The organism is Streptomyces sp. NPDC018031 (genome assembly GCF_044327625.1).
GTDB lineage: Bacteria > Actinomycetota > Actinomycetes > Streptomycetales > Streptomycetaceae > Streptomyces.
In genome coordinates this window covers 1-16,879 of record NZ_JBIRFT010000037.1, presented here as the reverse complement: position 1 = coordinate 16,879, position 16,879 = coordinate 1, and the positions used below count along the sequence as shown (strand labels likewise).

Genomic DNA, 16,879 nt, shown 5'->3' with positions numbered 1-16,879 from the left:
AACCCGCAAGCCCACTGCCCGGCTCAGCGTTCACCACGTCCCGCAGGGGGTGGTCCAGCAGCGGATCGAGATGCGCACACACCTCATCCCAGGCATGGGCGTATACGGGGAAGGTGCGGTACAGCTCGCTGCCCATACCCAGGCGCTGGGAGCCCTGACCGGTGAACAGCAGCGCCACCTTGCCGCCGTTCCCGGTCGTGCCGGAGACGACGGTGTCACTCTGCTCCCCCACCGCAAGCTGCCGCAGCCCCTCCAGCAGTTCGTCCTGGCCACAGCCTAGGACCACCGCTCGGGTGGGAAGCTGGGCGCGGGCCGTACTCAGCGTCCAGCCCACATCCACCGGGTTCAGCTCCCGGTGATCGCTCAGATGACCCCCGAGGCGGGCGGCCTGTTCACGTAGCGCGGTCTCGTCCCGTGCGGAGAGCAACCACCCCACCGGCATCTCCGGCACTGCCCTGGCAGTCTCCCGACCGGCAGTCTCCTCGCGTCCGCCGACCGGTTCCGGGGTCGGCCCCAGCGGGAGGGGCGGTTCTTCGAGGATCAGGTGGGCGTTGGTGCCGCTGACCCCGAAGGAGGACACCCCGGCCCGCCGTGGCCGGTCCGACCGCGGCCACGGCCGCGCCTCGGTCAACAGACTCACCGCACCCGCAGACCAGTCCACATGCGAACTCGGCACATCAACGTGCAACGTCCGCGGCAACACCTCACGCTGCAGAGCCATCACCATCTTGATGACCCCACCGACACCCGCCGCCGCCTGTGTATGCCCGACATTCGACTTCAAGGAACCCAGCCACAACGGCCGCTCCGCGGGACGATCCTGCCCATACGTCGCCAGCAGCGCCTGCGCCTCGATGGGATCACCCAACGTGGTCCCGGTACCGTGGGCCTCGACGGCGTCCACGTCGGCGAGTGACAGGCCGCCGTTGGCGAGGGCCTGCCGGATCACCCGTTGCTGGGCCGGCCCGTTCGGCGCGGTCAGACCGTTACTGGCACCGTCCTGGTTGACCGCGCTCCCCCGGATGAGGGCGAGAACGGGGTGCCCGTTGCGCAGCGCGTGCGAGAGCGGCTCGAGCACCAGCACTCCGACGCCCTCGCCCCACGCGGTGCCGTCCGCGTTCTCGGAGAACGCCTTGCATCGCCCGTCGGGTGAGAGTCCGCGCTGACGGCTGAACTCCACGAAGACCCCGGGCGTCGGCATCACGGTCGCCCCGCCGGCCAGAGCCAGGGAGCACTCCCCCACCCGGAGGGACTGGCATGCGAGGTGGAGTGCGACCAGCGACGACGAACACGCCGTCTCCACGGTGACGGCCGGGCCCTCCAGACCGAGGGCGTACGCCACTCGCCCCGACGCGACACTCGTGATGTTCCCCGTGAGCAGATAGCCCTCGACCGTATCGGGCGCTTGATGCAGACGCGGCGCGTACTCCTGGGCCGCGACCCCCATGAACACCCCGGACTGGCTGCCCTTGAGCGATGTGGGGTCGAGGTTCGAACGCTCCAGCGCCTCCCAGGCCGCCTCCAGCAGCAATCGCTGCTGGGGGTCCATCGCCAGCGCTTCCCGCGGGGAGATGCCGAAGAAGTCGGCGTCGAACTCGGCCGCTTCGTGCAGGAAGCCGCCGTGCCGGACGTACGTCTTCCCCGCCTGCTCGACATCCTCGTCGTAGAGGCCGTCGAGGTCCCAGCCACGGTCGGTCGGGAACTCCGAGATGGCGTCCCTGCCGGACGCCACGAGTTCCCACAACGCCTCGGGCGACGACGCTCCGCCCGGAAAGCGGCACGACATCCCGACGACCGCGATGGGCTCGTGGGAGAGCATCGTGGACGGCACGGCCGCGCGGGTCGGGATCCGGGCGTCCTTCCCCATGAGTTCGGCTCGCAGGTACGCCGCGAGCGCGGCGGGGGTGGGATGGTCGAACAGCAGCCCCGCGGACAGGGTCAGCCCAGTGGCGGTGTTCAGCCGGTTGCGGAGTTCGACCGCGGTGAAGGAATCGAATCCGAGGTCGCTGAAAGCGCGGTCCTCCGGTACGGCGGCCCGGTCGTCGGGGTGCCCGAGGGTACTGGCGGCGTGGCTGCGGACGAGATCCAGGAGGATGCCCTGCTGCCTGCCCTCCGGTACGGCGGCGAGCCGACGTCGCAGAGCAGCGGCGTTGCCACTCCCGTCCGTGCGGGCGTGGCGCCGCACGGTCGGAACCAGCCCTCGCAGCAGCGGATCGAGCGTGCCTTCCTCGGCTTGGCGGCGGAGGACGGCCGGGGCGAGGTCGAGCGAGACCCGCGGTCGGCTCCACCCGTCGCTGTGGCCCGAGGCCGTGTGGCGCGCCGTGCCCGACGTATGCGACGTATCCGAGGCATGGGATGCGGGTGATGTATCCGACGCGTGGGACGTCCATGCGAACGCGAACGCGCCGAACAGCGCATGGAGTCGCCGTTGGGTGAGCGGGTCGGCGGCCTCGGTGTGCTGGTGGTCCGCGGGAGGTTCGTCACCCCAGCCGACCGGGTGGCCCGGCCTGTCGCCGGTCAGTACGTCAGGGGGCCAGACGAGGGCGGTGGCCGGCTGCCCGCTGCTGTGGCGAAGGCCCACGAGGGCGTCGAGGAAGGCGTCGGCGGCGGCCAGGTCCGCGTACCCCGGGGCGCCGAACAGGCCGGCCCCCGAAGAAACACAGATGAGGGGTGTGTGCTGAACGAGATGGTGAAGGTTGAGTGCAGCGTCGACCCGGAAGCCGAGGCCCACCATCTCCTCCGGCTCACAGCCGGAGAGCGTGGACAAGGTGGACGCACCGTCACGGGTGCGGGTCACACCGTCGCCGATGTGGATGACCGCGGTGAGCGGGTGCGCCTCGGGGACGGCGGCCAGCAGTCGGGCCGGCGCTTCGGGATCGGCAAGATCACACGAGACGATGCACGCCTGGGCGCCCACCGCCGCAAGCCGCTCCCGCAACGCCACGGCATCCGGTGCCTGGTCGTCTACCGGGCCGGCGAGGAGAAGGTGCCGTACGTCGTACCGGGCGGCAAGGTGGGTGGCGATGAGGGAGCCGAGTGGTCCGGTGCCGCCGGCGATGAGGACGGTGCCATCGGGGTCGGCACCCCATCCGCCGATGTCGTGGCGGCGTGAGGTGGCCCGTACCAGCCGCGGGACGTGGAGGTCGTTCCGGCGCAGGGCGGTCTGCGGTTCTCCGGTGCCGAGCGCGGTGGTGAACGCGTGGACGAGCCGGGAAGCTGCCGCCGGGTCGAGGGCGGACCGAGGGACCCGGGGGTCGTGGTCGACCAGGTGGATGCGGCCAGGGTGCTCGGCCTGGACGGAACGGAGGAGTCCCCAGGCAGGTGCGTGAACGAGGTCCGGGGCCGGGTCGTCCGGGCCGCACGCGACGGCCCCATGAGTGAGGATGACGAGGCGGGTATCGGTGAGTCGAGGTTCGGCAAACCAGCTGTTCAGCCAGGTGAGGAGGCGTTGCGTGACGTCCCGTACCTGGCCCGCCGTCCGGCTCGCGGGAGCGCCGCGCGACGAGGAAGACGCTTCGGCTGCGTGGGGAGCGGCGGGTAGTGGAACCGCTGTGCGGGCGGTGTGCCCGGGGCGGACGGTGAGAACAGCGGTCGTGGGTGCGGGGCCACCGGCGTCCAGAGCGGCGATCAGCGCGGCAAGGTCGTGGTACGAGTCGACCGCGTTGCCGGTGGTGCCGAGCGCGTCGGCGACACCCAGCGGATCGTCCCCGACGACGGTCCAGAAGCTGTTGGAGTCGTCTCCGATGGGTCCTCCCGCGGCACCGTCGGCAGCGGGGACCGGCACCCACTCGAGGTCGTAGGCGAGGTCACCGACGGCGACGGGCGGATGTGCGGCATCCAGCTCCTCCGCGGTCACCGGTCGCCTGGTCATCGCGGCGATCTCGACGACGGGCACACCATCCCCGTCTGTCAGGAGGAGACCCGTCGTGCCCGGGCCGCGGGGAGTCACCCGCACGCGCAGGTCGTCCGCACCCGGGGAGTGCAGAACGACCCCCTGCCACATGCGGGCCAAGGACGGGGTCAGCTGCTCGTCCTGCTGCTGAGGCACCGGCGTCAGTGACTGCAGCACGCCTTCCAACAACGCGGGATGCAGCGCATGCGCCCCCGCCTGGTGAGCGTACTCATCGGGAACACCCACCTCGGCGAAGATCTCGTCGCCGCGCCGCCAGGCCGCCCTCAGCCCCTGGAACGCCGGCCCGACCACCGCGTCGCCATCCGCCAGAAGCTCGTAGACGTCGTCCACCGGCAGCGGCTCCGCGCCCACAGGCGGCCACTCCTCGTTCAGTGGGTGGGGTGTGGTGGTGGGCTGGGTGGTGGTGAGGATGGCGGTGGCGTGGTGGGTCCAGGGGTGGGTGTCGTCGCTGTCGGTCTCGCTGTCAGCGTCAGGACGGGTGTGGGTGTGGGTGGTGGGTGGTTGGGGGCGTGAGTGGATGGTGAGGGTGCGGTGGTCCGGGTCGTGTGACGGGGCCGGTTGCAGGGTGAGTTGGAGTTGGGAGGGATGGGTGGTGAGGGGCAGGGGTGCGTGGAGGGTGAGCTCTCGGATGTGGGGGTGGTGGGTGTGGAAGGCGGTGTGGAGGCTGAGGTCAAGCAGAGCGGTGGCGGGCAGGAGGGGCGTGTCGAGGATGGTGTGATCGGCGAGCCACGGGTGCTCGGCGGTGGACAGCGTGCCGGTGAAGACATGGGTGCCGTCGGTCAGCTGGATCGAGGCGTGCAGAAGCGGATGATCGGTGGGAGTGAGCCCCGCGGTGACCAGACCCGACACCCCGGAAGCAGGGCTCAACCAAAAACGCCGACGCTGGAAGGGATACGTGGGCAGATCCACCAGACGAGCGGCGGTTCGCCGCTGCTCGGGCAGAGTGTGATGCCAGGCCACCGGGGTGCCATGGGCGTGCACGAGCGCCAGCGCAGCCAGGAAGGTGCGGGCTTCGGGTCGGTCGCGGCGCAGGGTGGGAGCGATCACGACCCCGGTGCCGGTGCCGGTGCCGGTGCCGGTACCAGTGCCTGTCTCTGTGGTGTTGGTGGTGTTGGTGGTGTGGTGGGTGAGGGGAGTGAGGGTGGCGTCGGGGCCGAGTTCGAGGTAGGTCGTGGTGTCATGGGCGTGCAGCCATTGCAGGCCCTGATGGAAATGGACCGTCGCGCGGGCCTGTTCGGCCCAGTACTCCGGTGACCGGGCCTGCTCCACGGTCAGGGGTGCTCCGGTGACGTTGGAGATCACCGGCAGCTGCGGTTCCCCGTACTCCACCCCGGCCAGGACGGTGCGGAAGTCCTCCAGCATCGGGTCGATGTGGTGGGAGTGGAAAGCGTGCCGGACCCGCAACCGCCGGGTCCGCCACCCCGCGCCCCGCCACCGCTCCTCCAACTCCGCCACCGCGTCACCGTCACCGGAGACGACCAAAGCCTCCGGGGCGTTGACGGCGGCCAGTCCTGCCCTGCCGGTGTACTCGTGCAGGTCGTCCCGGATCCGGTCGGGGTCGGCCTCGACCGCGAGCATGGCACCCTGCCCGGGCAGGTTCTGCATCAGCCGTCCGCGGGCGGCGACGACCGTGCACGCCTGGGGCAGCGACCACACCCCGGCCACATGCGCGGCTGCCAACTCGCCGATGGAGTGGCCGAGCAGGTAGTCCGGTTGGAGACCGCAGTGCTCCACCAGCCGGTACAGGGCCGTCTCCATGGCGAACAACGCCGCCTGGGTGTACAGCGTCTGATCCAGCAAACCCGCAAGCCCACTGCCCGGCTCAGCGTTCACCACGTCCCGCAGGGGATGGTCCAGCAGCGGATCGAGATGCGCGCAGACTTCATCCCAGGCACGGGCATACATGGGGAAGGTGCGGTACAGCTCGCTGCCCATACCCAGGCGCTGGGAGCCCTGACCGGTGAAGAGGAGGGCCAGTTTCCCGCTGCCGTCCGCGGCACGGCCGGTGACGACGGAGTCGGGGGTGCTGTCCTGGCCGGTGGCCAGACGTCCCAAACCCTCCAGCAGTTCCTGACGCTCACTGCCCAGGACGACCGCGCGGTGTTCGAAGCGGGAACGGGTGGTGGCCAGCGTCCAGGCCACATCCACCGTCCCCAGGCCGTCATGCTGCTCGAGGTGTGCGGTGAGCCGGGCGGCCTGCTCACGTAGCGCGGCCTCGTCCCGCGCGGAGACCACCCACCCCACCGGCACCCCCGGCACAGGACCGCCGGCTCCCTGATCGCTGCCGGAGTCGGCGGTGGCCGGTTCCGGCAGCACGCTGCTGCCGGGGGGTTCTTCGAGGATCAGGTGGGCGTTGGTGCCGCTGACCCCGAAGGAGGACACCCCGGCCCGCCGTGGACGCTCCGACCGCGGCCACGGCCTCGCCTCGGTCAGCAGACTCACCGCACCCGCAGACCAGTCCACATGCGAACTCGGCACATCAACGTGCAACGTCCGCGGCAACACCTCACGCTGCAGAGCCATCACCATCTTGATGACCCCACCGACACCAGCCGCCGCCTGCGTATGCCCGACATTCGACTTCAAGGAACCCAGCCAAAGAGGCTGGTGCGCATCGTGGTCTTGGCCGTAGGTGGCCAGCAGGGCCTGCGCCTCGATGGGATCGCCGAGGGTCGTGCCCGTGCCATGGGCCTCCACCACATCGACGTCGCCCAGTCCGAGCCCCGCGTTCGCCACCGCCTGGCGGATGACGCGCTGCTGGGCCGGACCGTTGGGCGCGGTCAGCCCGTTGCTGGCGCCGTCCTGGTTGACGGCGCTTCCTCGCACCACGGCGAGCACTCGATGACCACGTCGCTCGGCCTCGGCCAGCGACTCCAGCACGATCATGCCGGCGCCCTCGGCCCATCCGGTGCCGTCCGCGGCTTCGGCGAACGCCTTGCACCGGCCGTCGGCGGCCAGGCCACGCTGCCGGCTGAACTCCACGAACACGCCAGGCGTCGACATCACCGCGGCGCCGCCGACCAGGGCCAGCGAGCACTCGCCCGCCCGCAGCGACTGGCACGCCAGATGGATCGCGACCAGGGATGACGAACACGCGGTGTCGACCGTGACCGCCGGCCCCTCCAGCCCCAGCGTGTACGCCACCCGGCCGGAGACCACACTGGCCGAGTTCCCCGGCAGGAGGTAGCCCTTGGCCTCTTCCGGGGCTTCACTCAGGCACGTGGCGTAGTCACCACTGTTGGATCCCGCGAAGACGCCGGTCTGGCTGCCCTTGAGAGACGTCGGCTCGATGCCCGCGCGCTCCAGCGCCTCCCAGGCCACCTCCAGGAGCAGCCGCTGCTGGGGGTCGGTCGCCAGCGCCTCGCGCGGCGCGATACCGAAGAACGCGGCATCGAACTGGGCGGCCTCGTGCAGGAATCCGCCGCCGCGCGCATAGGTCTTCCCCGCTGCTCCCGGCTGCGGATCGTACAATTCCTCCAGATTCCACCCACGGTCCGTGGGGAACTCCGAGATCACGTCGGCGCCCGCCGCCACCAGGTCCCACAACGCCTCGGGCGACGAGGCGCCCCCCGGATAGCGGCACGCCATCCCCACGATCGCGATGGGTTCTTCCACGCCGACCGATGACCGGAGGACCGGTGCCGTGCACACGCTTTCCTGGCCGGTCAGCTCCGCGTGCAGATGCTGGGCGAGGACGGCCGGAGTGGGGTAGTCGAAGACGAGTGTCGTCGGCAGGGCGAGTCCGGTCGCCTCCCGGAGCCGGTTCCGCAGTTCGACGGCGGTCAACGAGTCGAACCCCAGTGCCCGGAACGCCTGGTTCGCCTCCAGGGTTTCAGGCTGGGGATGGGCGATCGTCGCGGCGGCATGCGTACGGACCAGGTTCAACAGCAGCTCTGTCTGGTCCGCCGGGGGCAACGAGGCCAGCCGTGCCCGCAGGTCGTCTGAAGCCTCCGCCGCACCATCGTCACTCCCCCGCCCCCCGCCGCCGAGAGCCTGGACGACCTGCGGAATGTCACTGATCAGTGGGCTCGGCCGCACCGCGGTGAATGATTCGGCGAACCGCTCCCAGTCCATGTCCGTGACCGTGAGGGACGTTTCGTCGTGGCCGAGTGCGCCCATCAGCGCCCCCACCGCCAGCTCCGGGTCCATCCCTCGAACGCCGCGACGTGCCAGCGTCTCCGCCAGCCCCTCGTCAGCCACTGCCATCCCGGACCCCGCCCAGGCGCCCCAGGCCACCGAGAAGGCCGGCAGCCCCAGGCCACGGCGGTGTGCCACCAGCGCGTCGAGGAAGGCGTTCGCCGCCGCGTACCCACCCTGACCACCGCCACCCCACACCCCGGCACCCGAGGAGAACAGGACGAAGGCGGTGAGGGGGAGGTGCCGGGTGAGGTGATGCAGATGCCAGGCCGTTTCGGTCTTGGCCCGTGCCACCTCGACGAGGCTGTCGAGAGTGGTGGAGGCGAGCGGCTCTCGAGCCTCGACACCGGCGGTGTGGAAGATGGCGGTGAGGGGTTGGTGTGGGGGGATGGTGGTGAGGAGTTGGGTGAGTTGGGTGGGGTCGCTGGTGTCGCAGGCGGTGATGGTGACCTGGGTGCCGTGGTGGGTGAGGTGGTCGTGGAGTGTGTCGGCGCCGGGGGCGTCGGGGCCGCGGCGGCTGGTGAGGAGGAGGTGTTCGGCTCCTTGGGCGGCGAGGTGGCGGGCGAGGTGGGAGCCCAGGGCTCCGGTGCCGCCGGTGATCAGGATGGTGCCGCGGGGGTGCCAGGGGCTGGGTGCGGGACGGTCGGGCAGCGGAGCGGGAACCAACCGCGCGACGAACAGCCCCTGAGGCCGGACAGCCAGCTGGTCCTCCACCGGCAGTGAACCCGAACCCGAACCCGAACCACCGGCCAACCCGCCGGTGGAAGGGAGGGTGGGGTGGACGGCGTGGCGGAGAGCAGTGGCGAGGTGCTGAAGCGAACCACTGGAAGAGGGGACGGGGGTGGGGGTGGGGGTGCTGGGGGTGGTGTCGGGGACGGGGTGGGCGTCGGGGGCGGTGTCGGGGTGGGGGTTGAGGTCGATGAGGCCGCCCCAATGGTCGGGGTGTTCCAGGGCCGCGACCCGGCCCATGCCCCAGACCCACGCCTGATCAGGGGCGGGCAGAGGCTCACCGGGGCCGGTGGAGACGGCACCGGTAGTGACACACCAGACCCGGACACCCGTACCCGTGACACCGGAGTCGACCCCGGTCCTGGCGTCGGCGTCGATGTCGGCAGTCTCGCCGGCCTCGGCAGGGTCGGCGTCGGTGTCGGTGCCAGGGGTGGTGGTGTCGGTGCTGGTGGTGGTGTGGGCTTGGATGAGGTGGAGGGTGGCGGCTGCTCCGGCAGGGACAGCGGGATGCTCGGGGTGATAACCCCCGGCCAGGGCGAGCAGCGACAGGATCCCGTGGACCGGCCCGCTGCGTGCCGCCTGACGCAAGAGCCCGGCAAACTCACCACGTCCCGCCCGGGGATCGACTGCGACCACCTCGGCCCGCACGCCCAAGCCCCGCAACGCCTCCACACACGCCCCAGCCACCACGATCGCCTCGGCAGCGGCGGTGGTTTCGTGGGGGTCAGTCGGGGTGATCACCAGCCACCGGCCGTCCGTGGCCGTCGCCTGAGTACCGGAAGTGGTGGTGGCAGTCGAGGCGGTGTGGGGCGTGGTAGTGATAGCGGCTGGTTGCCAGGTCAGGCGGTAGCGCCAGTTGTCGATCTGCGAGCGTTCGCGTTGATGACGTCGCCAGCCGGAGAGCACCGGCAGGGCTTGTTCGAGGCCTTCGAGTGCTTGTCGCTCCTCCACCCGCAGCACGCGTGCCACGCCAGCCAGGTCCTGGGATTCCACCGCTTCCCAGAACCGGGCCTCAGCAGCCGTCCCCCCGGCAGCCCCGGCCCCGGCTCCAGCTCCGGTGGGTGTGGCGGCCGGCAGCCAGAACCGTTCCCGTTGGAAGGCATAGGTCGGCAGGTCGACCCGCTGCCCGCCCCACCCGGCCAGCAGCCCCGCCCAGTCCACCCGCACCCCAGCCGCGTGCGCCCGGGCCACAGCACCCACAAAACACCGCGCACCCTCCTCATCACGCCGCAACGAACCCACCACCACAGGAGGCGCCAGCGAATCACCCCCGGACACCGGGGCGTCGTCGTGAGCCGGCTGGGAGTCGGCCTGTCCACCGATGGACACCGCCGCGAACTCTTCTTGCCCCTCGTGGTGTTCCTCGACAATGGCTTCGACGGTGTGGGTGAGGACGGGGTGGGGGCTGGTCTCGATGAAGGTGTGGTGGCCTTCGGTGGTGAGGGTGTGGATGGCTTGGGTGAAGCGGACGGGGTGGCGGAGGTTGTCGTACCAGTAGGTGGCGTCCATGTCGGGTCCGGTGACCCATTGGCCGGTGAGGGTGGAGATCAGCGGGATGGCAGGGGTGTGGGGGGTGATCGCGGTGAGGGCGGTGTGGATGTCGTCCCGGACGGTTTCGACGTGCGGGCCGTGGGAGGCGTAGTCCACCGGGATCCGCCGGGCCCGCACCCCCCGGGCCGTGCAGGCCTCCAGGAGTTCCTCCACGGCTGTGGTGTCTCCGGAGACGATGTGGCTGGTGGGCCCGTTGTGGGCGGCGATGCTCACCCGCCCCTCCCAGGGGGCCACCAGGGCCTCGGTGTCCTGTTCGGTGAGGGTGAGTGAGGCCATGGCGCCGGTGCCGGAGAGCCGGGCCAGGGCTTTGCTGCGCTGGGCGACGACGGTGGCTGCGTCGTTCAGGGTGAGGGCTCCGGCGATGTGGGCGGCGGCGATCTCGCCCTGGCTGTGTCCGATGACCGCGTCGGGCTGCACGCCGGCGGCCTGCCACATCCGGGCCAGGCCCACCATCACCGCGAACAGCACCGGCTGGACCACATCCACCCGCTCCAGCGACGCGGCCCCCTCCACCCCCCGCAACACCCCAACCAGCGACCAGTCCACATGGGGAGTCAGGGCCTCGGCGCACGCCTCGATCTGCGAGGCGAACACCGGCGAGGCATCCAGCAGATCCCCCGCCATCCCCACCCACTGCGACCCCTGACCAGGAAAGACGAACACAACCCTGCCGGAAGAAGCGGCAGTGCCGGTCACGACCTGAGCAGACGGTTCACCTGCCACCAGCTTCCGCAGCCCGGCAAGCAGCTCCTCTCGGTCCCGCCCCAGGACCACGGCTCGGTGTTCGAACGTTGCGCGGGTCGTGGCCAGTGACCAGCCGACGTCCCTCGGGTCTGTCCCTGGATTCTCGTGGGGTACGGGGTCCGGGCACTCCGGCGATACGGAGAGTTCGGTCGCCGCCATGTCAGCTTCACCCATCGAGTGCACCTCAGCGTCCAGGGATATTTCGCCTCAAACTGATGACCCCCGCAGAATTTCTGCGAGTGCCGGCGCGAACGTTTTGCCGCACCAAAACAGGGCCCGCGCACAGATATCCACGGACCGGAAGACAGTAGACGGAATCGCTAGCCGCGCAAAAGTCAGCGAACGCTGCAATAGCGAGCCACGCCTGGGGTCATCCACCATACCCGGCCGGTGAGCGACCTCTACGAATGCGCGGCGAGATGGAGAAATACCCACCGCCCCACCCACCAAACTGCGATCAAGTGCAAGTACAGCCACATTCAAGTGGCGACTAAGGAATCCCAGAAAAAGCAGAAACATGCCGACCGGGCGTGTTGCCCCCTTAGCCGCTATATGCGCTCGCACCAGCACGCCAAGATCCCGGATGACTACCTCATATCGGGCAGAGGGCACACCCTTCCCGCTTCCTGAGCCAACCCAAGCGGCGCGATGATCGGCTTTTAGTATTTATATGCAAGGCGCCTACCTGTTCGCCTCACGCATCCGTCAATCCCAACGCCGCTTGCCAGCCCTTTCGTGATCATGCTAGCGTCGAAAATCACCCAGAGCACAAGAGTTTCTTGCGTGCCTGAGCACTGACATCAGGCCAAAACCTCGGCCCGGCAGTCGATTCTTGGTGCATTCCCTTCATCGAAAAATCCCCTTCGAAAGCACCGGCCACCCGCCACGGTCGCCACCCTTCCCTTATTCCGCACCGCTCCCCATGGTTTCGAAATCTTGGAGATTACGTGACTCCAGCTGACGGTAAAATTGTCGAAGCTCTACGGAACTCCCTCAAAGAGAATGAGAAGCTTCGGCAACAGAACCAGCAGCTGGTCACCGCGCTGTCCGAGCCCATCGCGGTCGTGGGCATGGCATGTCGCTACCCCGGGGCGGTCTCCTCCCCTGAGTCGCTGTGGGAGGTGGTGGCGGGAGGCATCGACACCATCGCCGGGTTCCCCACCGACCGCGGCTGGGACCTGGAGCAGCTGTACCACCCCGATCCTGAGCACGCCGGCACCTCGTACGCACGCGAAGGCGGGTTCGTCCATGACGCCGCCGGCTTCGATGCGGCCTTCTTCGGGATCTCGCCCCGCGAGGCAGTGGCGACCGACCCTCAGCAGCGGTTGCTGCTGGAGACCGCATGGGCAGCTCTGGAGCGCGCAGGCATCGAGCCGACATCCCTGAGCGGCAGTCAGACCGGGGTTTTCGTCGGCTCTTCCTACCAAGGCTACGCCTCGGACGCTCGCACAACGAGCCAGGAAGCCGAGGGCTACCTGCTTGCCGGTAGCGCCACCAGCGTGGTCTCCGGACGGGTGGCGTACACGCTGGGGCTGGAGGGGCCTGCGGTCACGGTCGACACCGCGTGTTCGTCATCCCTGGTCGCGATCCATCTGGCGTGCCAGTCGCTGCGCGCGGGCGAGTGCTCGCTGGCCCTGGCCGGCGGCGTCACGGTCATGTCGACGCCCGCGGTGTTCGTGGAGTTCAGCCGGCAACGCGGAATGGCCGCGGACGGCCGATGCAAGGCGTTCGCCGACGCGGCCGATGGCACGGGCTGGGGCGAAGGAGCAGGCGTACTCGTCCTCGAACCGCTCTCCGAGGCCCGGCGGCTGGGCCATCGCGTCCTCGCCGTGGTGCGAGGAAGCGCGGTCAACCAGGACGGTGCCAGCAGCGGTCTCACCGCCCCCAACGGCCCGGCCCAGCAGCGGGTCATCCGGCAAGCTCTGGCCGGCGCGGGGCTGGCCCCCGGCGACATCGATGCGGTGGAAGGGCACGGTACCGGGACCACGTTGGGTGATCCCATCGAGGCGCAGGCGCTGCTGGCGACGTACGGGCAGGATCGTCCCGCGGAGCGGCCGTTGTGGCTGGGTTCCTTGAAGTCGAATGTCGGGCATACGCAGGCGGCGGCTGGTGTCGGTGGGGTCATCAAGATGGTGATGGCTCTGCAGCGTGAGGTGTTGCCGCGGACGTTGCACGTTGATGTGCCGAGTTCGCATGTGGACTGGTCGGCGGGTGCGGTGAGTCTGTTGACCGAGGCGCGGCCGTGGCCGCGGTCGGACCGGCCACGGCGGGCCGGGGTGTCCTCCTTCGGGGTCAGCGGCACCAACGCCCACCTGATCCTCGAAGAACCGCCCCTCCCGCTGGGGCCGACCCCGGAACCGGTCGGCGGACGTGAGGAGACTGCCGGTCGGGAGACTGCCGGGGCAGTGCCGGAGATGCCGGTGGGGTGGTTGCTCTCCGCGCGGGACGAGACCGCGCTACGTGAACAGGCCGCCCGGCTCGCCGCACACCTCCGGCAGCACCCCGAACTCGAAACGACGGACGTCGCCTGGACCCTGGCCACCACCCGCACCCGCTTCGAACACCGCGCCATCCTCCTCGGCGACAACCGCGACGAACTCCTCACCGCACTCACCACCCTCACCACCACCCACCCCCACCACACCACAACCACCCACCCCGACCACACCACCATCACCGGCACCGCCCACACCACCAAACACAAAACCGCCCTCCTCTTCACCGGCCAAGGCGCCCAACGCCCAGGCATGGGCAGCGAGCTGTACCGCACCTTCCCCGTATACGCCCATGCCTGGGATGAGGTGTGTGTACATCTCGACCCGCTGCTGGACCACCCCCTGCGGGACGTGGTGAACGCTGAGCCGGGCAGTGGGCTTGCGGGATTGCTGGACCAGACGCTGTACACCCAAGCGGCGTTGTTCGCCATGGAGACGGCCCTGTACCGGCTGGTGGAACACTGCGGTCTCCAACCGGACTACCTGCTCGGCCACTCCATCGGCGAACTCACCGCCGCGCATGTGGCCGGGGTGTGGTCGCTGCCCCAGGCCTGCACCGTCGTCGCCGCCCGCGGACGACTGATGCAGGACCTGCCCGGGCAGGGTGCCATGCTCGCGGTCGAGGCCGACCCCGACCAGATCCGTGGAGACCTTGAGGAGTACACCGGCAGGGCAGGACTGGCCGCCGTCAACGCCCCGCAAGCCCTGGTCGTCTCCGGTGACGGTGACGCGGTGGCGGAGTTGGAGGAGCGGTGGCGGGGCGCGGGGTGGCGGACCCGGCGGTTGCGGGTCCGGCACGCTTTCCACTCCCACCACATCGACCCGATGCTGGAGGACTTCCGCACCGTCCTGGCCGGGGTGGAGTACGGGGAACCGCAGCTGCCGGTGATCTCCAACGTCACCGGAACACCCCTGACCGTGGAGCAGGCCCGGTCACCGGAGTACTGGGCCGAACAAGCCCGCACGACGGTCCACTTCCACCAGGGCATGCAATGGCTGCACACCCATGACACCACGACCTACCTCGAACTCGGCCCCGACGCCACCCTCACCCCCCTCACCCACCACACCACCAACACCAACACCACCGAGACGGGTGCTAGTACTGGCACTGGCACCGGGATCGTGATCGCTCCCACCCTGCGTCGGGACCGTTCCGAGGCCCGCACGTTCCTGGCCGCGCTGGCGCTCGTGCACGCCCACGGCACGCCTGTGGCCTGGCATCACACCCTGTCCGAGCAGCGGCGAACCGCCGCTCGGCTGGTGGATCTGCCCACGTATCCCTTCCAGCGTCGGCATTACTGGCTGGGGCAGGTTCACGGTGGTGGGGTGGAGGATGTCTCGGCGGCGGGGCTGGAGGCCACGGGTCATCCGCTGCTGGGTGCCGGGGTGCAGCTGGCCAGCGGAAAGGGGTATGTGTTCACCGGGCAGTTGTCGTTGGCCCAGCATCCCTGGCTGGCCGACTACACGGTCATGGACACGGTGCTGCTCCCCGGCACCGCCCTCCTGGAACTGGCCCTGTATGCCGGCGCTCAGGCCGGCCTGCACCAGGTGGAAGAACTCACCACCCACCAGCCACTCGTCATCGGCCTCGAACAAACCCTCCAACTCCAGTTGGTGATCGAGACATCCCACGACCACCGTCAAGGCACCCTCACCATCCACTCCCGCCCGCACACCACCACGGAGTCTGACCACCCCTGGAACCACCACGTCACGGCCACGCTGACCGACGACTGCCCGCAGGCGCCGGGCCTTTCGTCAGACAACGTATGGCCACCCTCCGATGCCGAACCGATCGACACCGCGTCCGTATATGAACGCCTCGCGGAGCGCGGTCATCAGTACGGGTCTGTTTTCGAGGTGTTGCGGGGTGTGTGGGTGTGTGGGGAGGAGGTGTTCGCCGAGGTCGGGGTGAGTGGTGGCGGGATCGGTGGGCGTGTGGGGGGCGGTGGCGGGTTCGTGGTGGATCCGTCGTTGCTGGAGGGCGTGGTGCAGGCGGTGTCCTTGATCGGCGGTGGGGGCCTGGATGCGGTGAGGGTCCCGGTACGGTGGAGCGGGGTGGGTGTGCACGCGGTCGGTGCGACCGTGGTGCGGGTCCGGATCACTCCTGCTGGTCCTGACACCGTCGCGGTCGCGGTGACCGATCCGGCGGGTCTGCCGGTGGCCGGCATCGCCGGGCTGGTGACCGGCCCGCTCACCGTCGAGCAGCTCCATGCCTTGCGTCCGCCGGCGGACACAGAGCATCTCTACCGGCTGCAGTGGGCGTCCACCATCCCCACCGCCGCCGACACGGCCACCGCCGCACCCGGCACGGTCGCCCTGGTCGAGGGCGACCCACTGGGCCTGGCGGACCTGCTGCCCCACGCGGGTCTGGGCGTGGAGGTGTATCCGGACCTGCCCGCGCTGTCGAGGTCCCTGCACACCGGCACACCGGCACCCGACACCCTCATCCTCACCGTCCACCACTGGCACACCACCCCCGACTCACACCCCAAGGAACCGGCCGCGGAGTACGCCCCGGATCCGGGCACCAACCCGGAGTTGGGTCAGAGCAAGGCCCAGGTCCAGGGCGAAGACTCGGATGCGGAGTACGACCTGGTTCCGGGCGCCAACCCGGAGTTGGGTCGGGTTGAGGGTGGTTCGGGTGGGGGTTGCGGTGCGGTGGTGGTGGCGGGGCAGGTGCGGCGGGTGGCGTACCGGTTGCTGGGCTGGGTGCAGGCGTGGCTGGCGGATCCGGCTTTGGCCAGGACCCGGCTGGTGGTCATCACCCGGGGCGCGGTCGGTACGGGAGAGGAGAGCGCGGGACCGGATCTGGCACATGCACCGGTGTGGGGCATGATCCGTTCCGCTCAGGCCGAGCATGCCGGGCGGATCCAGCTGATCGACACCGACCCCGACACCGCTGTGGACGCCACCCGTCTGACCGCCGCTCTCCGCAGCCGGCAACCCCAGATCCTCCTCCGCGACAACGGCTGGCGCATCCCCCACCTGACCCGCACACCCCCCACCCCCCACCAACCCCAAACCCAACCGGACCCGGAAGCCCCCCGCGACCCTGAAACCCCCAGGGATCCGGTGGGCGCCCACAACCCCGCAGCCCTCAGGGATGCAGTGGGCATCCACGAACCGGAAGGCACCAGGGATCCGGTGGGTGCCCGCGACGCCGAAGCCCCCAAGGGTCCGGTGGGGGCGCTGGGCCCTGAAGGCTTTGAGGGTGTGGGGGCTGCTGGGGGTGCCGGTGGTGGTGTGGGGTCGGGGACGGTGTTGATCACGGGTGGGACCGGGACGCTGGGTTCGCGTGTCGCGG

General features: G+C 69.9%; 1 protein-coding gene and 1 pseudogene. One reads left to right on the top strand and one right to left on the bottom strand.

Annotation, left to right across the window (positions count from 1 at the left end; all coding sequences use genetic code 11):
* Positions 1-11,026 (bottom strand): SDR family NAD(P)-dependent oxidoreductase (locus ACH4B3_RS33920; RefSeq protein WP_398469582.1); only part of this gene is annotated, 11,026 nt, incomplete at its 3' end.
* Positions 11,027-12,048: 1,022 nt separating this feature from the next.
* On the opposite strand from ACH4B3_RS33920, the pseudogene ACH4B3_RS33915 reads away from it, so the two are divergent.
* Positions 12,049-16,879, top strand: a pseudogene (locus tag ACH4B3_RS33915) (beta-ketoacyl synthase N-terminal-like domain-containing protein); the annotation flags it as partial.